Annotated in this window: 23 protein-coding genes; 3 read left to right on the forward strand and 20 right to left on the reverse strand. The window is 60.4% G+C overall.

The window, feature by feature from the left end; genetic code table 11:
• Positions 1–281 precede the first annotated feature (281 nt).
• From tyrS to uvrA, 20 genes are all read right to left on the reverse strand, one after another.
• On the reverse strand, positions 282–1,547 hold the full coding sequence (gene tyrS / locus HMPREF2785_RS02865; protein ID WP_070422900.1) for a tyrosine--tRNA ligase: 1,266 nt from the start codon (positions 1,545–1,547) through the stop codon (positions 282–284).
• Between the two features lie 18 nt (positions 1,548–1,565).
• Complete coding sequence (locus HMPREF2785_RS02870; RefSeq protein WP_070422901.1) at positions 1,566–1,745, reverse strand: Trm112 family protein; 180 nt, start codon at positions 1,743–1,745, stop codon at positions 1,566–1,568.
• Entirely contained in the window at positions 1,742–2,392 is a 651-nt protein-coding gene (locus tag HMPREF2785_RS02875; RefSeq protein WP_070614212.1) for a hypothetical protein, read from the reverse strand. Before HMPREF2785_RS02875 ends, HMPREF2785_RS02870 begins: the two co-directional genes overlap by 4 nt.
• Positions 2,379–3,968, reverse strand: coding sequence for a VWA domain-containing protein (locus HMPREF2785_RS02880; protein ID WP_070449945.1), 1,590 nt, complete (start codon positions 3,966–3,968; stop codon positions 2,379–2,381). Before HMPREF2785_RS02880 ends, HMPREF2785_RS02875 begins: the two co-directional genes overlap by 14 nt.
• Positions 3,968–5,155 carry a hypothetical protein gene (locus HMPREF2785_RS02885; RefSeq protein WP_070614213.1) on the reverse strand — a complete coding sequence of 396 codons (1,188 nt, stop codon included), beginning with the start codon at positions 5,153–5,155 and terminating at the stop codon, positions 3,968–3,970. Before HMPREF2785_RS02885 ends, HMPREF2785_RS02880 begins: the two co-directional genes overlap by 1 nt.
• Before the next feature lie 48 nt (positions 5,156–5,203).
• The gene (gene argH, locus HMPREF2785_RS02890; protein WP_070422905.1) at positions 5,204–6,640 is read right to left on the reverse strand and encodes an argininosuccinate lyase; all 1,437 of its coding nucleotides are present in this window, start codon (positions 6,638–6,640) and stop codon (positions 5,204–5,206) included.
• Complete coding sequence (locus HMPREF2785_RS02895; protein WP_070422906.1) at positions 6,641–7,843, reverse strand: argininosuccinate synthase; 1,203 nt, start codon at positions 7,841–7,843, stop codon at positions 6,641–6,643. It lies immediately after the preceding gene.
• Between the two features lie 65 nt (positions 7,844–7,908).
• Positions 7,909–8,406, reverse strand: coding sequence for an arginine repressor (locus HMPREF2785_RS02900; RefSeq protein ID WP_070449951.1), 498 nt, complete (start codon positions 8,404–8,406; stop codon positions 7,909–7,911).
• Complete coding sequence (gene argF / locus HMPREF2785_RS02905) at positions 8,406–9,344, reverse strand: ornithine carbamoyltransferase (protein ID WP_070614214.1); 939 nt, start codon at positions 9,342–9,344, stop codon at positions 8,406–8,408. The genes HMPREF2785_RS02900 and argF overlap by 1 nt, the downstream gene beginning before the upstream one ends.
• 4 nt (positions 9,345–9,348) lie before the next feature.
• Entirely contained in the window at positions 9,349–10,527 is a 1,179-nt protein-coding gene (locus HMPREF2785_RS02910; RefSeq protein WP_070614215.1) for an acetylornithine transaminase, read from the reverse strand.
• A complete protein-coding gene (gene argB, locus HMPREF2785_RS02915; RefSeq protein WP_210386082.1) occupies positions 10,524–11,456 on the reverse strand; it encodes an acetylglutamate kinase in 933 nt (310 codons plus the stop codon). The genes HMPREF2785_RS02910 and argB overlap by 4 nt, the downstream gene beginning before the upstream one ends.
• Before the next feature lie 15 nt (positions 11,457–11,471).
• Positions 11,472–12,632: a bifunctional glutamate N-acetyltransferase/amino-acid acetyltransferase ArgJ gene (gene argJ / locus HMPREF2785_RS02920; RefSeq protein WP_070614216.1), complete on the reverse strand. Its 1,161-nt coding sequence runs from the start codon at positions 12,630–12,632 to the stop codon at positions 11,472–11,474.
• Positions 12,633–12,684: 52 nt separating this feature from the next.
• Positions 12,685–13,737, reverse strand: coding sequence for an N-acetyl-gamma-glutamyl-phosphate reductase (gene argC, locus HMPREF2785_RS02925; RefSeq protein WP_070614217.1), 1,053 nt, complete (start codon positions 13,735–13,737; stop codon positions 12,685–12,687).
• A 54-nt stretch (positions 13,738–13,791) separates the two neighbouring features.
• Positions 13,792–16,314, reverse strand: a complete 2,523-nt coding sequence (pheT, locus tag HMPREF2785_RS02930; RefSeq protein WP_070614218.1) for a phenylalanine--tRNA ligase subunit beta — start codon at positions 16,312–16,314, stop codon at positions 13,792–13,794.
• 14 nt (positions 16,315–16,328) lie between these two features.
• A complete protein-coding gene (gene pheS, locus HMPREF2785_RS02935; protein ID WP_246821136.1) occupies positions 16,329–17,399 on the reverse strand; it encodes a phenylalanine--tRNA ligase subunit alpha in 1,071 nt (356 codons plus the stop codon).
• Positions 17,400–17,532: 133 nt separating this feature from the next.
• Positions 17,533–18,351 (reverse strand): TrmH family RNA methyltransferase, encoded by an 819-nt coding sequence (locus tag HMPREF2785_RS02940; RefSeq protein ID WP_070422915.1) that lies wholly within the window; start codon positions 18,349–18,351, stop codon positions 17,533–17,535.
• 86 nt (positions 18,352–18,437) lie between these two features.
• Positions 18,438–18,824, reverse strand: a complete 387-nt coding sequence (rplT, locus tag HMPREF2785_RS02945) for a 50S ribosomal protein L20 (protein WP_070422916.1) — start codon at positions 18,822–18,824, stop codon at positions 18,438–18,440.
• A gap of 52 nt (positions 18,825–18,876) precedes the next feature.
• Positions 18,877–19,071, reverse strand: a complete 195-nt coding sequence (gene rpmI, locus HMPREF2785_RS02950; RefSeq protein WP_070422917.1) for a 50S ribosomal protein L35 — start codon at positions 19,069–19,071, stop codon at positions 18,877–18,879.
• A gap of 36 nt (positions 19,072–19,107) precedes the next feature.
• Complete coding sequence (gene infC, locus HMPREF2785_RS02955; protein ID WP_083279489.1) at positions 19,108–19,629, reverse strand: translation initiation factor IF-3; 522 nt, start codon at positions 19,627–19,629, stop codon at positions 19,108–19,110.
• Between the two features lie 282 nt (positions 19,630–19,911).
• Complete coding sequence (gene uvrA / locus HMPREF2785_RS02960) at positions 19,912–22,770, reverse strand: excinuclease ABC subunit UvrA (protein WP_070614220.1); 2,859 nt, start codon at positions 22,768–22,770, stop codon at positions 19,912–19,914.
• An 83-nt stretch (positions 22,771–22,853) separates the two neighbouring features.
• Between uvrA and HMPREF2785_RS02965 the strand changes: the two genes are divergently transcribed.
• The 3 genes from HMPREF2785_RS02965 to HMPREF2785_RS02975 all read left to right on the forward strand — a co-directional run bounded on the left by HMPREF2785_RS02965 (position 22,854) and on the right by HMPREF2785_RS02975 (position 26,847).
• Positions 22,854–23,456, forward strand: a complete 603-nt coding sequence (locus tag HMPREF2785_RS02965) for an MBL fold metallo-hydrolase (protein ID WP_070614221.1) — start codon at positions 22,854–22,856, stop codon at positions 23,454–23,456.
• Positions 23,457–23,553: 97 nt separating this feature from the next.
• Entirely contained in the window at positions 23,554–24,582 is a 1,029-nt protein-coding gene (locus HMPREF2785_RS02970; RefSeq protein WP_070614222.1) for a DoxX family protein, read from the forward strand.
• Positions 24,583–24,657: 75 nt separating this feature from the next.
• Entirely contained in the window at positions 24,658–26,847 is a 2,190-nt protein-coding gene (locus tag HMPREF2785_RS02975) for a HelD family protein (RefSeq protein ID WP_070614223.1), read from the forward strand.
• Positions 26,848–26,852 lie beyond the last annotated feature (5 nt).

A 26,852-nucleotide genomic window follows, 5' to 3' on the forward strand; every position in this document is an offset into this window, starting at 1 on the left:
CAAACAACACCAGCACACCCAACAACCACAACCATTCAAGGTCACGGCTATCAAAGCGGCGGAACCAGAGACTACAACACAACGTAAACCAAAGTCAAACCCAAGTTCAACCAGCGTTTACCTTGAACACGTAACCTCATGAAATTAACTTGTTCCCTCTCGCCAGCCCCTCAAGGCCGCTCGAAGCAACGGATGAAGATATAACCACGAACTCACAAACAACACAAACACCCAGGCAGATGGTGGTTTCTGCCTGGGTGGTGTCGTCGATAAGCAGTTGCTTATGCGCGCTTAGCGCCTGCGAAGTTCTTCTTGCCTCGGCGCAGGACCAGCCATGTGCCGTGGAGGAAATCCTGGTCAGACGGCGCCCACGCCTCGTCTTCGACGCGCTCGTTGTTCACGTACACGCCACCTTCCTTGATGGAGCGGCGCGCTGCACCCTTCGACTCTGCAAGACCAGCACCGACGAGAAGCTCCACGATATCCGTGGTTTCGCCGGCTGGGATCTCAAAGACAGAGGTTTCAGAGACTGCCGATGCGAGGGTCTTCTCGTCGAGGTCAGTAAGTTCTGCGCGACCGAACAGAGCTTGCGATGCGAGTTCGACAGCCTCACGGGCTTCCTTGCCGTGGACCAGATCGGTCATCTCCTGCGCCAAGCGACGCTGGGCTTCACGCTTGAATGGGCGCTCCGCCACTTCGGTCTCCAGGCGGTTGAGCTCTTCCTGGTCAAGGAAGGTGAACCAACGCAGGTAACGGATGACATCGGCGTCCGCAGTGTTTACGAAGTACTGGTACCAGGTGTACGGACTGGTCATCTCGGGATCCAGCCACAGCGAGCCGCCACCAGTGGACTTGCCGAACTTCTTACCTTCGGAATCCGTCACCAGCGGAACAGTCAACGCGTGAACCTGCTCGCCGTCCATACGACGATTCAGGTCAACGCCCGCAACGAGGTTGCCCCACTGATCGCCGCCGCCAACCTGCAGCACGCAATTGTGGTTGCGGCGCAGCTGCACGTAGTCATTCGCCTGCAGCAGCATGTAGGAAAACTCGGTGTAAGAAATGCCGTCGTTCTCCAGACGACGCTTCACCGTGTCGCGGCCGAGCATCGTGGACAGCGAGAAGTGCTTGCCCACATCACGCAGGAACTCGATAACGCCAAGGTCTTTAATCCAGTCGTTGTTGTTGACCAGGCGTGCTGCATTGTCGCCATCAAAGTGCACGAAGCGCTTGAGCTGGCCGCTGATCCGGTCCGCCCAATCACGGACGGTGTCCGCGGAGTTCATAGAACGCTCCCCCACATCGCGGGGGTCACCGATCATGCCGGTAGCGCCACCAGCAAGCACGATCGGTGTGTGGCCTGCTTCTTGGAAGCGGCGCAGCATGAGCAGCGGAACGAGGTGGCCGGCGTGCAGCGAGGGACCAGTCGGGTCGAAGCCGCAGTACAGCACGATCGGCTGCTCGGTTTCCTTCCGCAGTGCGTCGAGGTCCGTGGACTGGTTGATCAGCCCGCGCCACTCAAGCTCATCAATGATGTTTTTGCTCATTGGGTTTTTCTCCGTCTTCTACTTTGCCGAGATGTATGGCTCTGCTTCGTCGATGAGCAGAACTGGGATGCCGTCGTCAATGCGATAGGCAATGCCGAGGCGTTCGTTGACCAGCAGCTCCCGCTCTTGGTCATACTCCAGCGTTCCCTTGTCTTTGGGACACGCGAGGACGTTAAGAAGCTTCGGATCCAGACTCATGCTTTCGGATCGTACCCGCTGCCTCCGTGGTAGCTGTCGTCGAGTCCGGGCAACTCACCGAGCTTTTGACGCAGGAACTGCGCTTGTGAATCCATGGCGCGCAGATTGTCGTCCAAAATCCCCTGCTGCACCCGCTCAGCAGCGCGAGTGAGCGTGGTTAAAGAGTCCACAACCACGCTCACCGCAGACTTGTCTCGGTACTGAGGGGCATCAAGGTACGTATCGACGACCTCCGGGTAGTACACATTGACTACATTCCACATCGTCTGCCGGTGCTTAGGCGTCGGCTCGAGGTGTTCCCACTCGGACAATACGAACTTGGAGGCTTTTTCAAACGCTCGCGCCTGCATCATCACCTGACGTGGTGGCTTCGCCGATTCCAACCGATCAGTCGTTTGCCGCAGCGCATTCTCGAGAACTTGCGACGTGGGCAGGGTTGGTGCTGCTGGAAGGTCCTTGGTTTTCCGGGACGGCGCAAGAGCCGCGCCGGCGCCATACGCGGCCGCCGCGGCGACCGGCCAGAACAGTCCGATACCTACCGCAATATGAACCACAACCACGAGGGTAGCCAGCACCAACCCAAGCTGGTTCTTGGGTGAGGCGAAATACCGGGCTGCTTTTCCCGCAGACGAATTATTGGAATCCACGAATCTCCTTAAAGGCAGCAGCCAGGTCGCCACCAAGCGCGTCAAACACCTCACCACCGGTGAGATCTGCAAGTGCTTGCATCTCTATCGCATTAGCATCGCCGTACAAGATAACGAACACAGGCACGTTACGCAGCTGTTCTGGCAATGCTTCATACTGCCTCTTGAATTCGACATAGTCTGGGGCAACGGTGCTTTCACCATCACTCAGCAAAACTATCGACGGAATACCTCCGTTCGGGTCCGTATTCCTCAATGCCTTCAGCAAGGTTTCATACACCGCGGTTCCGCCCTCAGCCTGGAGACCATCGACGAAGTCAGATAGTTTTTCAGCAGACTTCGGATCTTCCCGGGAGAAGCGAACTGTCAACGGTTCGTGTGGTGCGAAATCAAAGGCTTGCAACGTGACGGTTTCCCGGTCGCGTAGGGAGACGTCACCGGTGAGTGTTGAAGCGGAGCCGTCGATAAGCGAGTGCATGATGCTTTTCAGCGACGCCAACCGCTGCCCTTCCATCGACCCGGAAGTATCTAGCACAAACGTTGTTCGGCCTGGTTTGCGGTAGGAGTTGTCGTACGCATAAAGCAGCTCATCGACGACTCCCTCGTTGGCTGGGAACGGCAGCTCGATGACGTGTTGGTTGGCTATCTCCACCGGCACGTTATCCACGCCGGTCACAGGCCTGCGATAGGTCTGAGCGATGTCCTCTTGGTGTTCCAGGAGCCAGCGCGACAGCTCTTCTACCCGACCCCGCGCGTCTGCATGCGCAGGGTTAGCCAGTGCCGATAACGGGTAATCTGCGGAAATCACGCCATCGGCGGGGACAACAACCTCAATAGGCACACCTTGGGCCTTTAGCTGGTGAAGTGTTGCTTCGTAGTTGATGATGCCATCGCCTCGGGACGAATCATTGACAAACGTCTCAGCCAGCCACCCGGAAGAACCGGAAACCATAGATTGCGCTTCGAACATTTCCTTGAGCTGTGGCCCAACGCGCTCCAAGTCAGTAGGGGAAATCGCATCGCCGGTGTCTGCGAGCGCAGTCGCCACCGAGACGAGTGCGGAGAATCCCGAGTTCGAGGCTTGCGGGTTGGTCATCCCGAACGTGAACTTGCCGCTTGCGGCAGCGTCGGCAAACTCGGCCCAGGTGGGCTGCTTGGTGTCCCAGCCGAGACGCTTTGCGCTGTCCTCCCATACACCGAACGCGACGGGGCTTGTGGCAATCTTTGTCTCACCGTCCAACTTGTCGGAGGCGCCGATCAGGTTGACGTAGCGGTTCGTAGCAAACCATGTGGCATCCACTTCCCCATCGAAACCTCCCTGTTTGAGCGTTTGGGAGTTTTCTAAAGTTCCGCCGGGGAACTGCATGTCGATAGTGAAGCCGAGCTCCTCTGCTGCACGATCAACCAATTCTTCGAGGTCTTTGAGCTCGGTTGCAGCGACAATGGTCAGATCGGCATTACCGCTGGGCCCTGCGCCGGATGTATCAGGAGTATTGGAAGTGCCTTCTTCGAAAGTGCTACACGCGACGAGCACCAGAGACATGAACGCAGCAAGCGCCGCGACGAGGCGATTCATTATTCCTCCTCCTTCACCGGTGCGGGTGCTCCGCCATAGCGTTGACCGACACCGTCGATGAGTTGTTCAAGCCTGTCGTAGGAGGGTGGGTCGATGGAATTGACGTAATCCGCAGGCGCATCGAGCCCTCGATCCTCCATCTCTTGGGCCAGGTTGCCTGAGGTCGCGGGCCGGAATCCGTGGTACGCGGCCAGCCTTTGTAGCTCGGGGTCGTTGGTGAGCAGACGACCGAGTTCTCTACCGCCCTCGCTCACCCCGACGATGCCGTGGTTAGCCAGCACTGTCGGACTGAGTTGCAGCAGCACCATATCGTCGCGGATTCGGGAATTATCTCGCATTTGCTCGCCAATGAACTGTGCTTCGTACACCATCACCATCGGTGCCGCTCCCATGCCTTGGCTGAGGTAGTCCGCAAAAGGGCCAGAGGATGAGGCTTCGCTGTATCCCTGCGCGGTGAAGAAGGGCGCGATCTCGTCGACAAGAAAACCAACGTCATTGGCGCGATCGGGTTCTCGCTGTGCTACCTCCCACGCCAACAGCGACAGATACATCGCGGCGGAGTTTGAGGTGCGGATATCTGTCGAGCGGACCTGTACATTGCGTGGCGACGGAAACGCGTCCCCCAAGTCGCGCCATCGTTTACCGGAGCGGGCCAAGTCCATGTACTTGTTCACGTCCAGTGTGTAAGCGCCGTTCTGCTCAGCCACGACTCCCTCAGCTACCAGTAGATCCGCAATCGGCTTCCAGCTCGCTACCGCCATCGGGGAGAAGAACGGGAAATCCACCGAGTAGCCACTGCCCTGCTCGCGCACCTTTTGCGTGGCAGGCCCGGAAGACGGGAAAACGAAATCTTGTGCGGCAATATCCGTGGTGGTAGCTATCTGGCGGGACCCCGCTGTTGTCACGCTGACGCTGTAGCCCAACGCTGCAAGTCTGTCCTTGACCTTGGGGTCTTCAAAAAAAGCCCGCTTTTCAGAGCCGATCACTCCGTGGAGTTGCTGCACGTCTCCATGCGACTGGCGATTTGATTCATCGCCGCTGCCTTTTTCGTCGCTGTCACTGCCAAAGGGAAGAAGCCCCCGGCCTAGCGCGACTGCGGCGATGACCACTGCAATAAAAATGAGGCCAAGCACCACGGAGACTGACCGTCCCCGGGGCTTGGCTTCATAGGTATTTGGCGCATCCATATCCCAATGCTAAAGGGAAACTCTGAACTGCGCTCTGCGAACGTGTATTTACTTCTTCCGTACTGGTTGCTCTGCCCACTGGCGCGCAGCCTTGTTCGCTTCGCGCACACGCTCCCGCTGCTCCACCACACGCGGTTTCGCAGTACCGCCGCGGGTATCGCGGGATGCGACCGCCCCATCGACAGTAAGTACCTCGCGCACTTCGGGGAGCAGACGCTTATCGACGCCCGCTAGCTCCTCATCCGTCAGATCCACGAGATCGACACCACGGGATTCTGCAATGCGAACGCAGGCGCCCGAAGCCTCGTGTGCTTCACGGAATGGAACGCCCTGGCGCACCATCCATTCGGCCAGGTCGGTGGCCAATGTGAACCCTGCAGGAGCCAGTTCGCGCATGCGGTCTTCATGGAACGTCAACGTGGAAACCAGTCCAGTGAACGCCGGCAGGAGGATGGAGAGCTGCGTGACCGAGTCGACCAACGGCTCCTTGTCTTCCTGAAGGTCACGGTTGTACGCCAGCGGCATAGCCTTCAGCGTGGCGAGCAAACCGGAAAGGTTACCGATCAAGCGACCAGCCTTGCCGCGGGCAAGTTCCGGAACGTCCGGGTTCTTCTTCTGCGGCATGATCGACGAGCCGGTCGACCACGCGTCATGCAGCGTGACGTAGCCGAACTCTGGCGTGGACCACGCGATGATCTCCTCGGCGAAACGAGAGATATCAATCGCAATCTGTGCCAGGACGTACGCGGATTCTGCAGCAAAGTCGCGCGAGGAGGTGCCGTCGAGCGAGTTGTCGGTTGCAGAATCGAAACCAAGCTCCTCTGCGATCGCCTCTGGGTCGAGGTGCAGCGACGAACCAGCCAGCGCTCCGGAACCGTACGGCGAGACTGCCAGTCGCTTGTCGGCATCCTTGATCCGGTCCAGGTCACGCAGCAGCGGCTGGGCATGCGCCAACAGCGAGTGCGCAAGCAGAATCGGCTGTGCAGCCTGGAAGTGGGTCTTGCCAGGCATGATCGCGTCTGGGTGGGCCTCCGCCTGTGCGACGATCGCGTCGATCAGATCGCTGACATCGAGTGCGACACCTCGCAGGGCATCGCGCAGCCACATCCGGAACATGGCCGCAACCTGGTCGTTGCGGGAGCGGCCCGCACGCAGGCGACCACCGATCTCGGGCCCGACACGGTCGATGAGTCCACGCTCCATCGCACCATGGACATCCTCATCGGTCGGCAGCGGACCGAACGAGCCGTCGGCAACGTCGCGGCCGAGTTGGTCCAGGCCGTCGAGCATGACGGCAAGGTCGTCGTCGCTAAGCAAACCTGCCTTGTTCAGCACCTTCGCGTGTGCCTTGGATGCGAGCACATCGTATGGCGCAAGCACCCAGTCAAAATGGGTAGACACGGACAGGGCGAACATGGCTTCCGACGGGCCGCCGGAAAAACGACCGCCCCAGAGCGCACCTTCGTTTGTCTTGTGCTGCTCCATTTACTTGCCGGCCTCGCGGTCGCGCTTGTTCGCGATCTGGGAGGACAGACCGTGCAAACGCACGAAGCCCTTGGCCAGGGTCTGGTCGAAGGTATCGCCGGTGTCGTAGGTAGCCAGGTTGAAGTCGTACAGCGAGTGGTTGGAACGACGGCCGTTGACCGTGATCTGGCCAGCGTGCAGGACCATGCGGATATCGCCGGTGACGTGCTCCTGGGTGGACTCGATGAACGCATCCAGGGAGCGCTTCAGCGGGCCGAACCAGAGGCCGTCGTACACCTCCTCGGACCAGCGTGCATCGATAAGACGCTTGTAGCGAGCCAACTCGCGCTCAACGGTGACGTCCTCAAGAGCCTTGTGAGCGGTGATCAGCGCGACGGCGCCCGGCGCTTCGTAGACCTCGCGGGACTTGATGCCAACCAGACGGTCCTCAACCATGTCGAGACGGCCAACACCCTGGGCACCTGCGCGACGGTTCATCTCTTCGATTGCTTCGAGGACCGTGACCTTACGGCCGTCGATGGCCACCGGCTTGCCGGACTCGAAGGAGATGATGACCTCGTCCGGAGCGTTGCCGAGCGCCGGGTCCTCGGTGTAGGCGTAGAGGTCCTTTGTCGGCGGGTTCCACAGATCCTCAAGGAAGCCGGTCTCAACTGCGCGGCCCCACACGTTCTGGTCGATGGAGAACGGCGACGCGGCAGACTGCTCAATCGGCAAGTTCTTGCCCTCTGCGTACTCGATGGCCTTATCGCGGGTCCAGGCATAGTCACGAGCCGGAGCGATGATCTCCAGGTCCGGATCCTGGTTCAGGAATCCGACCTCGAAACGAACCTGGTCGTTGCCCTTGCCGGTGCAGCCGTGGGCGACGTGGGTGCCGCCGTACTTGTGACCAGCCTCAACGAGATGCTTGACAATCAGCGGGCGCGAAATCGCGGAAACCAGCGGGTACTCGCCCTGGTACATACCGTTTGCCTTGATGGTGGGCAGGCAATACTCCTCGGCGAACTCATCCTTGGCGTCCACAACAATGGACTCCACTGCACCGCAGTCCAATGCGCGCTGGCGCACTGATTCCATGTCCTCGCCGCCCTGTCCAAGGTCGAGGGAGACCGCGATCACTTCACCGCCGGTCATTTCAGCCAGGTACGGGATAGCAACGGACGTGTCCAAACCGCCTGAATATGCAAGAACAACGCGATTAGTCATGGTAGAACGATTCTCCTTCAAAAGATTTCATGAATAGTATGAGGTTACCTGCAGGGTAAAACTTTTTAGTCGCTGCCCCGGGCGTGTCCGCCGAAGAGTTCCACGGCAAGTTCTACGCCGGTGAGCGGTTCGCGTGCAAGAACAAAAATTGTGTCGTCGCCAGCAATGCAGCCGACAACCTGGTCGAGGCCTACGCGGTCAATGTAGCTGGCCAGGTACTGCGCCGCACCTGGGGGCGTGCGCAGCAGTGCAAGTTGACCCGAGCCATCCGCGGATACGACCAACTCGTCGATCATGCGGCGGAGCTTCTCACGGGGGCCAGTCTGCGCGTTTTCAAAACCATCGGCATCGCCGTTGATCGTGTAGTAGGCACGGCCGCCGCCAGATGGGCGGATCTTCTTCGCACCAAGTTCATCCAAGTCCCTCGACAGGGTCGCCTGCGTAATGTCGATGCCTTCTGCGAGCAGCAGCTCTGACAGCTGAATCTGCGAGGAAACACGAGTCTGCTCAAGCAACTCGAGGATTCGTGCTTGGCGTGCGGTACGGGATACAGGTTGGGACATTATTGGTGCTCCAGAAGCCAGGTCAGCAACGCTTTCTGCGCATGTAAACGGTTTTCAGCCTCGTCGAAGACGCGCGACTGCGGGCCATCAATGACCTCCGCGGCGACCTCGTTCCCGCGGTACGCGGGAAGGCAATGCAAGAATATTGCATCGTTTGCCGCGCGCGCCATCAGGTCCGAATCAACCTGGTAGGGCAAGAACGGTGTGCGACGATCCTTGCCGTCTTCTTCCATGCCCATCGAGATCCAGGTGTCGGTGATCACGACGTTCGCGTCTTCAGCAGCTGCAACATCATCAGTCACGGTGACTCGGGCGCCGGTTTCTGCGGCGCGTTTCTCGGCGCGCTCGACAAACTCGGCACGCGGCTGGAATTCCTTGGGCGCGATAACAGTGATGTCCATCCCCGCTGTAGCGAAACCGATCAGGTACGAGTTAGCCATGTTGTTGTCACCGTCGCCGAGGTACACCGCTTTCAACCCCTTCAAACCAGCGGCACCTTCCTCGGGGCAGAACTCCTCGATGATGGTTTGCAGGTCCGCCAGGATCTGGCATGGGTGCAGGTCATCGGTAAGTGCATTGACCACAGGAACGGTGGCTGCCTCAGCCATGTCCACGAGGTTCTGGTGATCGTAGGTGCGCCACACAATTGCCTGTACGTAGCGGGACAGTACGGCACCGGTGTCCTGGAAAGATTCGCCCTTACCCATCTGCGCGTGCCCAGTCTCAGTCACAATCGCCTGACCGCCAAGTTGCGCAATACCAGCGTCGAATGAGAACCGCGTACGTGTCGAGGTCTTGTCAAACAGGACTGCCACTGAAAGCGGCCCTTCCAACGGCCGGTGCGACAACGGTGCCTTTTTCAGCTCCGCTGCGAGTGCAAGGACTTCAGCCTGTTCTGCTGGGGTGAGATCGTCGTCTGCGAGAAAATGACGAGCCATTGGTCTAGTTCCTTTCTGCGGCTTGTGCGATTGCGGCTGCGAGACGCTCAACCGCCTGCTGGATCTCGTTGTCGCTAATTACCAGGGGTGGGGTGAGTCGGATGACGGTGTCGGACGGCGCGTTCAGAATGACGCCGTGTTTGAGCCCATGCTTGACGACGAGCTTCGCAACCGGTTGCTCCAGCACAACGCCCAGCATGAGTCCCCGGCCGCGCACTTCCGCGACGCCGGGAACGTCCGTGGTTTCGTCGATAAGCACTGCTGCTTTGCGACGAACATTGGCCAGGAACCCATCGTCAATAGTGTCCAGCACCGCGTTGGCCGCAGCGCAGGCGACAGGGTTGCCACCGAAGGTTGTGCCGTGGCTGCCCGGAGTGAACAGTGTCGCGGCTTTACCGCGGGCTATCGTCGCGCCGATGGGCAGTCCCCCGCCGAGACCTTTGGCCATGGTGATGACATCCGGCACGACCTCTGCGTCTTCGAAGGCGAAGAAGGTGCCGGTGCGGCCGACTCCGGTTTGGACCTCGTCGGTGATGAAGAGAATGCCGTGCTCGTCGCAAAGCGAGCGCACCGCCTGCAAGAAGCCTTCGGGCGCCGGGATGACGCCGGTTTCGCCCTGAATCGGCTCCAAGATGATGGCGGCAGTATCGGTAGGGTTCTGCTCAACCAGAGCCGTCAGCGCATCAATGTCGCCATACGGGTAGAACTCCACGCCGGCGGGCAATGGCGCGAACGGGGCCTGCTTCTCTGGCTGTCCGGTCAGCGCGAGCGAGCCCATGGTGCGGCCGTGGAAACCATGCTCGGCTGCGAGGATGCGCCCCCGACCAGTGAGACGGGCAAGCTTAAACGCGGCCTCGTTGGCCTCTGCGCCGGAGTTGCTGAAAAACACACGGGCGGTCTCGTCGCCGACGCGTGCGCGCAGCTTCTCCGCTACTTCAACCACCGGATGGGAACCAAACAGGTTAGATACGTGGCCGAGAGTGGCCACCTGCTGCGACACCGCCTGCACGATGGCTGGGTTGGCATGTCCCAACGCGTTCACGGCGATGCCTGCGAGCATGTCGATGTACGTTTTCCCGTCGGCATCGGTGACGGTAGCGCCATCGCCAGAGACGAGTTCAACCGGCGGGGCTGGGTACGTGTCTAGCAGTGACTCCGACCAGCGTGTAGCGAAGTTGCTCATGCCTCATCCTTCCTAAAGATTGTGCCGTCTGGGTAGTGGGTGCGGTCGTAATCGTCTGGAAGCACCATCGTGCCCACACCACCCATGGTCAGTAGTTCGAGAAGCACTGAGTGGGCCACACGACCATCAATAACGTGTGCCGCTTTCACCCCGCCCTGGACCGCGGTCAGGCAAGCTTCCATCTTCGGGATCATCCCGGTGTCTAGGCCCGGCAGCATCTTCTCAAGCTCGGCCGCCTCGATCTTGGACAAAAGCGAATCGCGGTTGGGCCAATCGGTGTAAAGGCCCTCCACGTTGGTGAGAACTACGAGGCGTTCCGCGCCGATCGCAGCTGCCAGCGCACCCGCGGCTTCGTCAGCGTTGATGTTGTACACCTCCCCGTTCTCCCCCGGTGCAATTCCGGAGACGACCGGGATACGGCCGGCGTCGATGATGTCCATCACCGCTGCCGGGTTCACGTCGGTGATCGTGCCCACGAGACCGATGTCAACGAGCTCACCTTCCACTTCAACCTGGCGGCGCTTGGCCGTAAACAAGCCGGCATCCTCGCCTGAGGTGCCTACCGCGTACGGGCCGTGGGAATTGATCTTGCCCAGAAGATCACGACCCACCTGCCCAAACAGCACCATGCGCACGACATCCAGGATTTCCGGCGTGGTGACACGGAACCCGCCGACAAACTCGCCGCCGTCGAGGCCCAAACGCTTCAGCATCGCGCTGATCTGCGGCCCGCCGCCGTGTACGACCACGGGCTTTGCGCCAACGGTGCGAAGAAACACCATGTCTGCGGCGAACGCCTCCTTGAGGTCTTCATCAATCATGGCGTTACCGCCGTACTTCACCACCACAATCTTGTCGCGGTAGTGCTGCAGCCACGGCAGTGCTTCGGCAAGGACGGTGGCGCGCTGTTCACTCGTTAGATTAGGCATCAACTCACCCACCTCCTAGCTCGAGTACGCGGAATTGATCTCGACGTAGGCGTGCGAGAGGTCGGTTGTGCGCACGGTTGCGCTGCCCGCTCCCCCGGTGCCCAGGTCCACAACAACGTCGATGTCGGCTCCGCTCAAGTCAACGTCGCGGGCGCCCGGTGCGCCGGTCGACTGTTCGCATACGGTCTGACCGTTGAAGGTCACGGAGATGTTCTCCGCATCCATCTCGGCATCGGCCATGCCTACGGCTGCCAGCACGCGGCCCCAGTTCGGATCGGAGCCGAACATCGCTGTCTTCACTAGGCTGTCGCGGCCGATCGCGCGCGCTGCGTTGAGTGCTTGTGCATCGTCGAGCGCTCCTTGGACGGTGATCGCGACACGCTTGGTCACGCCTTCCGCATCCGACTGCATCATCGCCGCTAGCTTCGCGCACGCTTCGTGCACTGCGGCGTTGAGTTCTGCTTGCGTTGGGGTCACGCCACTGGCACCGCTTGCCATTGCGACGACCGTGTCGTTGGTGGAAGTCGAGCCATCAATATCCAACGTGTTAAACGTCATGGCACAGGCTTGCTCGAGCGCAGCCTGCAACGTGGCGCTGTCAGCCTTTGCGTCGGTGGTGATGCAGACAAGCATCGTCGCCAGCGACGGCGCCATCATGCCGGCACCCTTTCCCATCGCCCCCACAGTCCAGCCGTCGCCCTTGACGACGGCTTCTTTCGCCACCGTATCTGTCGTCCGAATCGCGTCCGCAGCACCCGCTCCATCATCGCCGAGTTGCTTGACTGCGACACCGATACCGGCTTCCACCTTGTCCATCGGAAGTGTGTCGCCGATCAGCCCCGTCGAGCAGACCGCAACGTGGGCTGGGTCGGCCCCGATGCCTTCTGCGGTAAGGCGCTGCATGGCTTTTGCGTCTTCGTATCCTTGTGCGCCGGTACACGCGTTCGCGTTTCCCGAGTTCACAATCAGTGCCTTAATGGTGCCGCCAGCTGCGGTCTCACGGCTCACTTTCACTGGCGCTGCAAACACTTTGTTGCGAGTAAATACGGCTGCACCAGCGAACTCTGGACCTTCGTTGACAACCAGTGCAAGGTCACGGTTGCCAGACGCCTTGATGCCGGCGCTGATACCTGCGGCGCTAAAGCCCTTCGGCGCGGTTACTCCGGTGGTGGTCATGAATTGTTCGTTTTCCTTTCAACAGGGGTGGAGAGTCGTTGTGAAGTGGCGGTTACGGAGCCACCGCAGCTCGCGATAGTCCTGCCCCTTCGTCCCACCCGAGTGCAAGGTTCATGCATTGCACAGCGGCACCACCAGTGCCCTTGGTCAGGTTGTCGATGGCACTCGTCGCCACCAACTTGCCGGCGTGCTCGTCCACTTCAACCTGCACGGCACACATGTTCGCGCCCACGACATGCTGGGTCTGCGGCTGCGAGCCTGCCGGAAGCAGCCTGACAAACTGTTTTCCCTGGTACGCCTGTTCGTACGCGCTATTTACCGCCTCTGCTGTAACGCCCTGCACCAATGGTGCGGTCACTGTGGTGAGAATCCCACGCGGCAGCGGTGCCAGTACCGGGGTAAAGCTCACGGAAACCCTGGCGCCAGCAACACTCTCGAGATTCTGTTGGATTTCTGGTGTGTGCCGGTGCGTCCCGCCGACGCCATAGGCTTTCAAGGAGCCCATCGTTTCCGCGCCGAGGAGATCCACATTCGCCTTCTTGCCAGCACCTGAGACACCGGAAACGGCGACAATGGTCAGGTCAGGCTCCACGAGCCCCGATTCGAGTGCCGGCCAGGCCGCAAGCGTTGCCCCAGTGGGGAAACACCCCGGGACAGCGACACGGTTTGCCCCCTGCAGGGCGGCCCGCTGACCCGGCAGTTCGGGAAGCCCGTAAGGCCAAGATCCTGCATGCTCAGAGCCGTAGAAACGCGTCCATTGCTGCGCATCGCGCAACCGGAAATCTGCAGCGCAGTCGATCACGACGACGTCCTCGCCGAGCGCCTGTCCGATCTCGGCGGAGTGGCCGTGCGGCAAGCCGAGGAACACAACATCGTGGCCAGCGAGCACATCGATTGTTGTCGGCTCAATGACCCGATCTGCAAGTTCCGGCAGATGCTGCATAAGATCGCCGACCTGCTGGCCAGCGGTTGATGCTCCGGTTAGCGCACCAATCTCTAACGTTCCCGCCAGGTAGGCGGGGTGCCCGAGCAGCAGACGGAGAATCTCACCCCCTGCGTACCCGGTGGCTCCGGCGACCGCAACCTTGATCACACTTTCTGACATAGCGGACAGTGTATCAGTTATGCAGTGCGCCGTAAGTTATTCACGGATTAATATTTACCCGCGCATTTCTGCGCCGAAGCGCTCCTTAGCCAACTCGGCTGCCTTGAGGCGTGCCTCCGAGCCTTCCTCTTCCTTCAGCGTGCGATCGGGCGCACGGAAGGCCAGGCCGAATGCGAGAGACTTCTTGCCCTCGCCGAGGGATTCCGAACGGTAGACGTCGAAAAGCGTTACGTCCTCGACAAGCTCACCTGCGCCCTCAACGAGAGTGCGACGGACGTCTTCAGCCGGAACTTCCTCATCGACGACGAGCGCGATGTCCTGGTGCAACAGCGGGAACGACGACAGGCGCGGCGCCGGAAGACGCTCCTCCAGCGGGATCGCAGTCAGGTCGAGCTCCATCGCGCACGTGCGCGCTGGCAGGTTTAGCTTCTCCAGAATCTGCGGGTGCAGCTCGCCAGCATGGCCAACGACGATACGCTCGCCAGCAGCATCGCGGACAGAGAGTTCCGCACAGCGCCCCGGGTGCCACGGCAGAACCTCGGCAGCGACGATGTCGAGTTCAACACCGCATGCGCGGGCGACGATCTGCGCAGACTGGATCGCGTCCGACCACTCATAGGCGCGCCCATTGCCCCACGGCCCCTCGAGCTCGACGTTGCCGAGCGCCACCGTTGCGGCATGCAGATTCTGCTTTGGCAGCGACTGAATAAGTTCTGCGACAACGTCGTCTGCTGGACGCTGGGTAACGGCCGGCAACGGCGAAACATCCGCGCGCTTCTCAGAGGTCTGTGCAACCGAGTAGAGCGCAATATCGCCACGGCCGCGGGCAACATTGCGGCCTGCTGCCTCGAGCATCGACGGCAGAAGCGTCGTGCCCAAGATGCCGTAGTCAGCATCCAACGGGTTCTGCACCTTCACCGTGTTGCGGCGCGGATCGTCTGCGTCGAGCCCCCACACGTCGAACGTGTCGTTGGCAATAAACGGCGTCGGGATGATCTCCGCGTAGCCGGAGTACGCCAGCGCGTGCGTGACCGCGCGACGGCGACGCTGCAGCGGGCTCAAGCCGCGACCACCACGCGGTGTTGGCAGGATCGACGGGATATCGTCGAGTCCCTCAAGGCGCACGACCTCTTCGACAAGTTCCACCGGAACGGTGATATCGGTACGCCATGTCGGCGGCGTGACCTGAAGGTTCTCACCCTCGCCTGCGATAGTGCAGCCGACCTCCTCAAGACGGCGCACAACCGTATCGCGGGAGTAGTCCACACCGATGAGCTCCGACGGGCGCGAGGCACGCATGGCAATCGGCTCACGCGGTTTAACGTCACCGACAAGCGTACGGCCAGCCTCGATCGAGCCGCCAGCGATCTCGACGAGGAGCGCACAAGCGGCATCCAGAGCGACCTCGACGATGGCGGGGTCAACGCCGCGCTCAAATCGACGAGAGGCCTCCGAGCTCAGCTTCAGGCGACGTGCAGTACGAGCAACAGTCAGCGGATCCCAGGTTGCAGCCTCGAAGTGGACGTTCACGGTGTCGTCGGAAATCTCCGACGTCGTGCCACCCATAACGCCGGCGAGGGACTGGATGCCGTTGTCGTCGCTGATCACCACATCGTCTGCGGTCAGCGTCCGCTCAACGTGGTCGAGCGTTTCAAACTTCTGACCGACCTCAGCAGTGTGCACCCGTAAGCCGCCGGAGATCTTGTCGGCGTCGAATGCGTGCATCGGCTGACCAAGCAACAGCATGACGTAGTTAGTCACGTCAGTCGCCGCGTTTACAGAGCGAACACCGCTGAGCATGAGTTCACGCTGCATCCAGAACGGTGCCTGCGCCTTCGGGTCGATGCCCTTCACGGTGCGCAGACCGAAACGCTGCGCCTTCGTCAAGGCCTCAACCTCGACGGGGATGCTCTCGCCTGCCGGCTCCGGAACAACAGACATATTAACGCCTGCGATCGACGGATCCTGCGCGACATCCTTAAACGCCAGGTCGAAGGCGGATGCGATCTCACGGGTCAGGCCGCGCGCAGACAGTGCGTAGCCACGGTCCGGGGTGACGTTGACCTCGAACACGGTGTCGCCGGAGCCGAGGATCTCGCGAGCGTCATCGCCCGGGGTCGCTGCCCCCGCCTCCAGTGTGATGATGCCTTCGCTCTTTGTAGCCAGGCCAAGTTCTGCTGCGGACGCCATCATGCCGTTCGAAATGTGGTCGTAGGTTTTGCGCGCGGAGATAGCAAAGCCACCTGGCAATACCGCACCCGGAAGCGACACGATGACTAGGTCGCCTTCCTTGAAGTTTCGCGCGCCACAGATGATGCCCTGCAGTTCACCTGTGCCGTTGGCCTGTCCGACATCAACCTGGCAGTAGCGGATGGGCTTCTTAAACCCGGTCAGTTCCTCGATCTCGGCTACTCGGCCAATGACGAGCGGGCCGGTCACCTCAGGCAGCGGCTCGTAGCCCTCGGTCTCAAAACCGACGCGGACAAAACCGGCGTCCAATTCCTCGTCGGAGGGATTGAAGCCCTGGTTGCCTGCCTGATTAAGCAGGCGGGTGATCCAATTCTTGGAAATAAGCATTCTTGGTTCTCCTTTTACGCCTGCACGCCGAACGGAATAGTGAAACGGACATCGCCTTCGACCATGTCGCGCATATCCGACAGGCCATTGCGGAACTGCAGCGTGCGCTCAAGGCCCATGCCGAACGCAAAACCGGTGTACTCCTCCGGGTCGATGCCAACAGCACGCAGCACGTTCGGGTTGACCATGCCGCAGCCGCCCCACTCAATCCAGCCAGCGCCGCCCTTCTTGTTCGGGAACCAAACGTCCACCTCGGCAGACGGTTCGGTAAACGGGAAGTAGTTCGTACGCATACGGGTCTTGGTTTCCGGGCCGAACAGCACCTTAGCCAGGTGGTCGAGCGTGCCGCGCAGGTGCGCCATCGTCAGTCCCTTGTCCACAGCGAGACCCTCCACCTGGTGGAACACAGGGGTGTGGGTGGCATCGAGTTCGTCCGTACGGAACACACGGCCCGGGCACGCAATGTAGATCGGCACATCGCGCTCAAGCATCGTTCGCACCTGCACCGGCGAGGTGTGTGTACGCATGACCTGCTTGGAGCCTTCTTCGCCAATGTAGAAGGTGTCCTGCAGTGTGCGGGCCGGATGGTCCGGAATGAAGTTCAGCGCGTCGAAGTTGAAGTACTCCGCTTCAACCTCGGGGCCTTCGGCCACTTCCCAACCCATGCCGATGAAGATGTCGGAGATGTGCTCCGACAGTGTGGTGATCGGGTGCATCGCGCCGGCGTGAGCGCGTGCGGTAGGCAACGTAACGTCAACCTTTTCCTCACGCAGCTGCTTCTCGCGGTGCTCTGCTTCGCGGACCTGGCGCAGCTGGGCATAGACCTTTTCGGCGCGGCCACGCGCCATGTTCACAAAGCGACCAGCGTTCTTACGCTGATCCTTCGGAATGGACCCCAGCGACTTACGCGCCTGCATGATCGGGGACTTCTCCCCCAGGTGCGCGCGATGCGCATCTTCAAGTGCCGCGAGGTCCGCAGCAGCCTCGAACGCAGCAATCGCATCGTCTGCTGCCTGGTTCAGGGCTTCCTCGGTCAGTTCAATATCCGGAAGTTGTGTTGCGTTGTCGGCCACGCTTACGCTCACCCGCGCCTTTCCACAAGTGCTCTGCAGCTCAGGGCGTCTGCAGCGATGTCGGTTCAAAAGCGTCCACCACTTTACCCGTGGAGCCGACACATGAATGCGCGAGGGGGACATGCGATAGGTGTCGGTATCGCGATTACCTTTCGTCTGCGTCGAGCGCCTTGGAGGATTCCCAGAGGCACATGGATGCAGCGGTAGCGAGATTCAGCGATTCCGCGCTGCCCTTAATCGGGATGGAGATCCGGTGATCAGCATTGGTGAGAAGCTCATCGCTAAGCCCGTGGGCCTCGTTGCCAAACAGCCACGCTGTTGGGCGTGCAAGCACCTCGTCCGCTTGCGCGAGGGATGTCTCCCCCGACGCCGAGGTTGCCACCGTAGCTAATCCTGCAGAATGCAGCTGCCCAATTACCCGGTGGACATCACGGTCACGTGCCACTGGTACGTGGAACAACGATCCTGCGGTGGAACGCACCACTTTCGGCGACTCTGGATCGACGGTGTCCCCAGCGAAGATGACTGCATCCGCGCCCAGCGCATCTACTAGGCGGATGATCGTGCCTGCGTTGCCTGGGTCGTTGGTCTCCACGCACACCGCGACTAGACGGGGCCGGCCCTTGAGGATCGACGGCACCGTCCACAGCACCGGCCTACACACCGCGAAAATACCCGTGTTGGTCACCGCGTCGGCGAGGTGCTGAGCAGCTTTGTCGTTGATGGCATGCGTGTAGACATCCATGTAGCCAGCGGCGCGAACGATTTCCTCGAAACGCTCAGCCGCTGCTTCGGTGACAAACAAGTCTGTTGCTGCACCCGTAGCCACCGCCGCTTCCACGGCGTTCTCCCCTTCCGCGAGAAAAGCTTTTGCTTTGCGACGACCCGCCGCGCGTTTCAGCTTCGCAGCGTTGACCACACGCGGGGTGCGCTCAGTAAACGGCTGCTCAAAATCCAATGCCATGGCCGATACCTTACCGCGAACAAAAACCGCCCCGTCCCACCTGGTGTGGTGGGACGGGGCGGTGTGTCGTCGAAAAGCGAAAGCGCTTATGCGGCGTTCTTCGGAGCGTTGACGTCCTCCGGCAGAGCGTTCTTTGCAACCTCGCACAGGGCGGAGAATGCAGCGAAGTCGCTGACAGCGAGCTCGGCGAGGATCTTGCGGTCGACCTCAACCTCAGCCAGCTTCAGGCCGTGGATGAGGCGGTTGTAGGTGATGCCGTTCATGCGTGCACCAGCATTGATGCGCTGGATCCACAGCTTGCGGAACTCACCCTTGCGCTTACGACGGTCGCGGTAAGCGTAGGTCTGGGAGTGCAGCCACTGTTCCTTAGCCTTGCGGTAGAGGCGGGAACGCTGGCCACGGTAGCCCTTCGCGGACTTGAGGATTGCGCGGCGCTTCTTCTTAGCATTGACTGAACGCTTCACACGTGCCATGAGTCAAACTTCCTTTTCTTATCTCGTAATCGGTTGATTGATCGGGCAGTGCTTAGGACATGCCGAGGAGGCGCTTTGCGCGCTTGACGTCAGCCTTAGCGACGTCGGTGGTGCCGGAGAGCTTGCGGCGACGCTTCGAGGAGAGCTTCTCGTTCAGGTGGCGCTTACCAGCCTGCTCGCGGCGCAGCTTGCCCTTGCCGTTGACCTTGATGCGCTTTGCGGTGCCCTTGTGGGTCTTCTGCTTCATGGTGAAAGCCCTTCAGAGTGTCGGTTATTTCAAAACTTACTTTTTGCCCTTGCGAGCCGGTCCGAAGACCATCGTCATGTTGCGGCCGTCCTGCTTCGGGCGGGACTCGACCACACCCAACTCGCCGATATCCTCAGCGAGACGCTCCAGCAGGCGGTAGCCCAGCTCAGGGCGGGACTGCTCGCGGCCGCGGAACATGATGGTGACCTTGACCTTGTTGCCCTTCTCCAGGAAGCGCTCAACATTGCCCTTCTTGGTCTGGTAGTCGTGCTCATCGATCTTGGGACGGAACTTCTGTTCCTTAACCACGGTCTGCTGCTGGTTCTTACGGGCCTCGCGGGCCTTCTGATCCTGCTCGTACTTGAACTTGCCGTAGTCCATGATCTTGGCCACAGGCGGCTTAGCGTTCGGCGCCACCTCAACCAAGTCGAGATCCGCTTCGTACGCCAGCTTGCGGGCATCATCCGTACGGACAATGCCGACCTGCTCGCCGGACGGGCCGACAAGGCGAACTTCGGGGACGCGGATTCGATCGTTAATCCGAGCTTCAGCGCTGATGAGAACTCCTAGAGACTTTGAGAAACAATGTTGTTGCCGCTCTGGGTCACATTCGGGGTGATCTCACGCGAAAAACCCGCTCACCGAAAAACGGTGGCGGGAGATCGTCCAGGCATGCCAACATCTGGCACACCGCTTGACCCGTATCCAACTATGCTTTGCAGCAAGCGGCTTGGGGTGGGATTCACTCCTCTTGTGGCCCGCGCATCCGTGAAATGGACACGCTGGGCGGTGCGAAGTGAATAGTACACGCATTACGCGCGTGCACCAAATCGAGCTCTCCTACCCTTTTATCAACACATCCTGGAGGAACTCGCCGGTGAAGGACCCTTCGACCTTGGCCACGTCCTCCGGGGTGCCCTGCGCAACCACGGTGCCGCCGCCTGAGCCACCTTCCGGACCCATGTCAATGATCCAGTCAGCGGACTTGATCACATCCAGGTTGTGCTCAATGACCAGCACGGTATTGCCCTTCTCCACCAGCCCGTTGAGCACCAGCATGAGTTTGCGGATGTCTTCGAAGTGCAGGCCGGTGGTCGGCTCGTCGAGAATGTAGATCGTGCGACCGTTAGAACGCTTCTGCAGCTCCGCGGCGAGCTTCACGCGCTGTGCCTCACCGCCGGACAGCGTGGTTGCGCTCTGCCCGAGTCGGACGTAGCCGAGACCGACATCTACCAGCGTTTGCAGGTAGCGGTGGATCGAGGTGATCGGCTCGAAGAACTCGGTTGCCTCGGAGATCGGCATGTCGAGCACCTCGGCGATGTTCTTGCCCTTGTAGCGCACTTCGAGCGTCTCGCGGTTGTAACGTGCACCCTGGCACACTTCGCACGGGACGTAAACGTCCGGCAGGAAGTTCATCTCGATCTTGATCGTGCCGTCGCCACGACACGCCTCACAGCGGCCGCCCTTGACGTTGAAGGAGAATCGCCCGGCCTTGTAACCTCGAACCTTCGCCTCCTGAGTCTCGGCGAACAGGTTACGAATTTTGTCAAACACGCCCGTGTATGTCGCGGGGTTCGACCGCGGCGTGCGCCCGATCGGGCTTTGGTCCACCTGCACGAGTTTGTCCAGGTGCTCCAGGCCTTCGACCTTCTTCACACGCCCGGGCACTTGGCGCGCACCGTTCAGTTGGTTTTGCAGGGTTTTCGCCAGAATCTGGTTCACCAGCGTCGACTTGCCCGAGCCCGATACACCCGTGACAGCCACAAGTACGCCCAGCGGGATACTCACATCGACGTTGTCTAGGTTGTTCTCGCGGGCACCAACAACCTTGAGCATGCGCTGCTTATCGACGACACGTCGCTGCTCCGGAACCTCAATCTTCTTACGTCCCGCCAGGTAATCACCAGTGAGCGAGTCCTTCGCCTTCAGGATGCCCGCCGGGTCTCCCTGGTAGACCACCTCACCGCCATACTCGCCAGCCTTGGGTCCGATATCGACGAGCCAGTCAGCCTCACGGATCGTGTCCTCGTCGTGCTCGACTACAACGAGCGTGTTTCCGAGGTCGCGCAACTTCTTCAGCGTTGCGATCAGGCGCTGGTTGTCACGCTGGTGCAGGCCGATGGATGGCTCGTCAAGCACGTACAGGACGCCAGCCAAACCGGAGCCGATTTGCGTCGCCAAGCGAATGCGCTGTGCTTCACCACCGGACAGCGTGCTGGCAGAGCGCGCGAGCGTCAGATAGTTCAGGCCGACGTCGAGCAGGAAGTGCAAGCGCGCCTGGATTTCTCGCAGCACTGCGCCAGCAATCATTTCCTCGCGGTAGCCCAACACCAGGTTGTCCAGGTACTCGGACGCATCCTCGATGGACAATTCCGTCAGCCCTGCGATGGACTTCTCCCCGTGCGTCGTTGATGCGAGACGCACTGCGAGGATCTCCGGCTTCAGGCGGGCACCCTTACAGGTCGGGCACGGCACCTCGCGGGTAAACGCAAGGAGGCGCTCTTTTTGCGTATCCGATTCGGCCTGTTCAAGCTTGCGCTCGATGTAGCCCACAATGCCCTCGTAGGCGGCGGTGTAGGAACGTTGACGGCCGAAGCGGTTCTTGTACCGGACGTTGATCTTGGTCGACGAGCCGTGAATCAGGTGTTTCTGCTGCGTTTTCGTCAGCGAACTCAGCGGAGCGCTTGCGTCGAAACCCTCTTCCTTCGCCAGTGCCTCGATGAGTTTGGTGAAGTATTTCTTGTTCGGGCTCGAGTTCCACGGCTGGAACGCATCAACCGCAGGCGCATCCGGATCGGGAATGATCAGGTCAACATCAATCTCTTTGCGCACGCCAAGGCCGTCGCAGGCCGGGCAAGCGCCGAATGGCGAGTTGAACGAGAAGGCACGTGGCTCGTACTCCTCCACGTTGAGCTTGTGCCCGTTCGGGCAGGCCATCTTCTCGGAGAAGATCTGTACGCGCTCCGGGTCGTCAGCGTCGAGATCCACAAAGTCGAAGCCCACGAGGCCGTCGGCCAGCTTCAGCGCTGTCTCCACGGAGTCAGTGAGACGCTGCTTTTGGCTCGCCTTGACCATCAAGCGGTCCACCACAACGTCGATGTTGTGCTTGATCTGCTTTTCCAACTTCGGCGGGTCGGTGAGTTGGTAGGTCTCCCCGTCCACGTTCACACGCGCATAACCCTGGGCGGCGAGGTCTGCAAACAGGTCCTGGAACTCACCCTTACGCTTGCGCACGATCGGCGCAAGCACCTGGAATTTCGTGCGTTCTTCGTACTCCAGGATCCGGTCAACGATCTGCTGTGGGGTCTGACGTTCAATAACTGCGTCACATTCCGGACAGTGTGCTGTGCCGGCACGCGAGTACAGCAAACGCAGGTAGTCGTAAATCTCTGTAATCGTGCCTACTGTCGAGCGCGGGTTACGGTTTGTCGACTTCTGGTCAATGGACACGGCCGGGCTGAGACCGTCGATGTAGTCGACGTCGGGCTTGTCCATCTGCCCCAGGAACATGCGGGCATAGGACGACAGCGACTCAACATAGCGGCGCTGGCCTTCGGCGAAGATGGTGTCGAAGGCCAGCGAGGACTTGCCTGATCCGGACAGTCCGGTAAACACCGCCATTTTGTCGCGGGGCAACTCGACATCTACGCCCTTGAGGTTGTGTTCCCGAGCACCACGCACAATAAGTTTGTCGGCCACGTCTTCGCCTTTCGTCGATTCGTACTCCCAAGAAACTACCAACGTCGCGCGCTATACAAACATTCCTTACTACTGTGGCGGGCATGAGTACTTCGCTGAAGCTGCACCAGGTTTCCGTATCCGCCATGGACAACAACTGCTATCTGCTCTCTTCCGGGGAGCAAGGTTTGCTTATCGACGCCGCCGATGAGCCCGAAACCCTCTTCGCCATGGCCCGCGACGCCGGCGTGGATATTACCGCGGTTCTCACAACACACCGCCACCACGACCACACCCGCGCTCTGGAAGCAGTGCTGGAGGCAACCGGCGCCACACACTACGCACCGTTTTTGGATGCCCCGGCACTTCCCGTCGCCCCCGATGTGGAACTGCGCGACGGTGACACCATCGAGTTCGCCGGCCATCGCATTCCTGTGGGTATCTTGCGCGGGCACACTCCCGGCGGCGCGTTTATCGCGGTAGACATCGACGGCACCCCGAACCTTTTCGTGGGCGACTCCCTATTCCCGGGGGGCTTGGGCAAAACCCAGTCCGAGGGTGATTTCGTGCGACTCTTCAACGATGTGAAACAGAAGCTTTTCGACGCCTTCCCCGACGACGCAATCGTTCGCCCTGGCCACGGAAAACCCACCACGCTGGGCGCAGAACGGCCGCACCTTGACGAGTGGTGGGAGCGTCGCTGGTAAGTGGCGTTGTGCAATAGGACACAGCTGGCCTGGCGCAAAATCGCTACACTCGGTGGGAGCACAATCAGCTACAAAACGTAAGGATTTGGGTACATATATGATTCGCAAAATCGCACGCCCAATGCTGGCATCGGTCTACGTGATCGACGGCGTTGAGACGTTGTTGAACCCGGCAGCCCACAAGGACTCCGCAAATACTGTCCTGAAGAAGCTGCGCACCGCTGTTCCAGCCGAGTACCGCGGCTTCGTTCCGGAGGATCCGGAATCCGCTGCAAAGATTGTCGGCGGCGTTAAGGCTGGCGCTGGTTCCCTGTTCGCAATCGGCAAGTTCCCGCGTCTGTCCGCTACCCTGCTGGCTGCAACCGCGATCCCGACGGTGATTGGCCGCCACGCATTCTGGGAGGCCGACAGCGAGGAAGAGAAGGCTCGTCGTCGCAGTGGCGCCCTGACCGACCTTGGTCTTGCTGGTGGCGTGCTGCTGGCAGCTGTTGATACGGCTGGCAAGCCGAACATGAAGTGGCGTGCACAGAACGCCGCTTCCGTTGCGCAGAAGAACATCAAGCAGGCGCTGCCGACCAAGTCTGAGACCGAGAAGGCCTTTGACAAGGCTGGTGACTGGTTCTCTGACCGCACCGACCAGGTTGCCGATTACATCGACGACAACAAGGGCGACTGGAAGAAGGCCGCTTCCAAGGCCGGCGATACCGCTAGCGACTGGTTCGACGACGCTAAGAAGCAGGCTTCGAGCTTCCTTTCCGACGCTGGTGACTGGCTCGATGACGCTGCAGACAAGGCAGAGGGCAAGGTCGATGACCTGAAGCCGTCGAAGATCCAGCAGTTCAAGGCGAAGCGCAAGGTCAACAGCGTTGTTGGTGACCTGCAGGATCAGCTCAACGATCTGCAGCCGTCTACTCTGGACAAGTTCAAGGCGAAGCGCAAGGTCAACAAAGCAACCGCGAAGGCTCAGGACAAGGCGCAGGGTGCCATCGACAAGCTGGAGAAGGCTTGGGACAAGCTCGATGCTGATCCGTCCTGGATCACCAAGCTGAAGTGGAAGCGTAAGGCCAAGAAGGCTGAGAAGCGCGCGAAGAAGCTGGTGAAGAAGGCTCAGAAGAAGCTCAGCTAAGCACTGAACTTAGTTGAACGTTACGGCCCCGAGGCGTTGGGAATATTTCCCGCCTCGGGGTTGTTTGTTTTGGGGATGCAGGATTTACAGCACAATCTTTCACCTGACCCCGTCGCCGACGAGCAGTCTCACGCGGATACGTTGTTCGCACACCTCGACGCCGAGGTGGCTCGTGCCCGTGCGAGGCTCGAAGAGGTTCAGCGTGATGTTGACCCGGACAACCCGGATTCGGACGCTCTTGTGCGGCGAGAAACTGAGTACCACGGCCTCAATGCCAAATTGGACACGCTTGGCGTTGCTGAAGCCGGGCTTGTCTTTGGGCGCATTGACGTTGCAGACGATGAGCCCGAAAATCCAGTGCCGGGGCGTGAGGATTTGGACCGGCGCTACATTGGTCGACTCGGCATTGACGACCGCGAGGATAACTACCGCACGTTGTTGCTCGATTGGCGTGCCCCGCTCGCACGCCCCTTCTACCTTGCGACGACCGCCCACCCAGAGGGCGTGGAGACGCGCCGAAATATCCGCATGCGGGGGCGCAAGGTTACTGCGGTAGATGACGAGGTGCTGTCCGGCGACAACGCAGACACATCGGTGGCCGGGGTTGGCTCTGAGGCTGCGCTTCGCCGTGCGATGAATGAAGCGCGCACGGGTCATATGCGCTCAATCGTGGAGACGATCCAGCGCGAGCAGGACGAGATCATCCGCGATCCAACCCGCGGCGTGATGGTTGTTCAGGGCGGTCCGGGTACGGGCAAGACTGCGGTTGCCCTGCACCGTATTGCCTATTTGATGTACACGTGGCGCGAGCAGCTCAGCCGCACCGGCGTGCTTATCGTGGGTCCGAACCCGGCGTTTTTGGAGTACATCTCCCGTGTGTTGCCGGAGCTCGGCGAGACTGGCGTAGTGCTTTCCACTGTTGATCAACTCGTCCCCGGGTTTACGCCTACGGGCAGCGATTCGATCGCGGCTCGGGAGGTGAAGGGGTCGGAGGAGATGGTGACGATTCTCAAGCGCGCCGTGCAAGCCTACGAAACTGTTCCCGACAAGCCGGTCGTGCTGACGATTGATTCAGTAGCCATTGAGGCCACGCCCGCCATGATCAAGGCCGCGCGCACTCGCGCACGTCGCTCCCGCCGGCCGCACAATCAGGCGCGTCCGTTCTTTGCAGAACACCTCACCCAATCGCTGGCGGAGGCTTTGGCCCAAAAGATTGGTGAAGATCCCCTCGGTGGTGCCAACCTGCTGTCTGCTGCAGACGTAGATCAGCTCCACGATGACCTCGCCGATGAGCCACAGGTGCTAGCGCTTATCGACGAGCACTTCCCCGAGCTCGACCCCACCGACCTACTCGGTGAGTTCCTCACCGATGAGGATGCGATTGCGCACGCTGCTTACGACTACGACGACTACACACGTGCGGCGCTGCTGCGCTCCCCGGAGGAGGACTTCTCCCCCGCCGATACTGCACTTGTGGACGAACTGGCGGTGCTGATCGGCACCGTCGATCCGGAAGAAGCCCGCCGCAAGGAAGAAGCCGAGTGGCGCGAACTCGTGGAGGAGGCCGAAGACGCGCTGGATATCCTTGCCTCGTCCGAGTCCACCGATAACGATGACGACCAGTTTGAGGCGGAGATTCTTTCTGCGGCTGACGTGATCGACGCAGAGACGCTCGCTGCTCGTCAGCGGGTCACTGATAATCGTTCTACCGCGCAGCGCGCCAGTGCGGATCAAACATGGGCCTATGGACACATCATCGTCGACGAGGCGCAGGAGTTATCCCCAATGGAATGGCGCATGGTGTTTCGCCGGTGCCCGGCAAGGTGGATGACCCTTGTCGGAGATACCGCGCAGACTTCCTCGCCAGCAGGCGTGGACGATTGGACCGCAGCACTCGAACGCTTTGTGGGTCAGCGCTTCCGTCTCCACGAGCTGACGGTGAACTACCGCACGCCGAAGGAAATCTCAGATTATGCGGCGGAAGTTCTGACACAAATTGATCCGGAGGCGACTGCACCGACGGCAATCCGATCCACCGGCATTCCGGTTGATTTTCTTCCGGCAGGTGCGGAGGTCGTCGACAAGCGGGATGGGTTGCATGCGGTGATCGATGTGCACAACGTCGACGAGATGAAAGGCCTCGAATTCGACCACGTCACCGTGGTGGAGCCACAAAAAATCGTAGAGGCCTCGCCACAAGGGTGGCAAGACCTCTACGTCGCTGTCACCCGCGCCACGCAGACGCTGACGGTGATCGGGAACTAAGCGGG

It is taken from the genome of Corynebacterium sp. HMSC067D03, from assembly GCF_001811185.1.
Lineage (GTDB): Bacteria > Actinomycetota > Actinomycetes > Mycobacteriales > Mycobacteriaceae > Corynebacterium > Corynebacterium coyleae.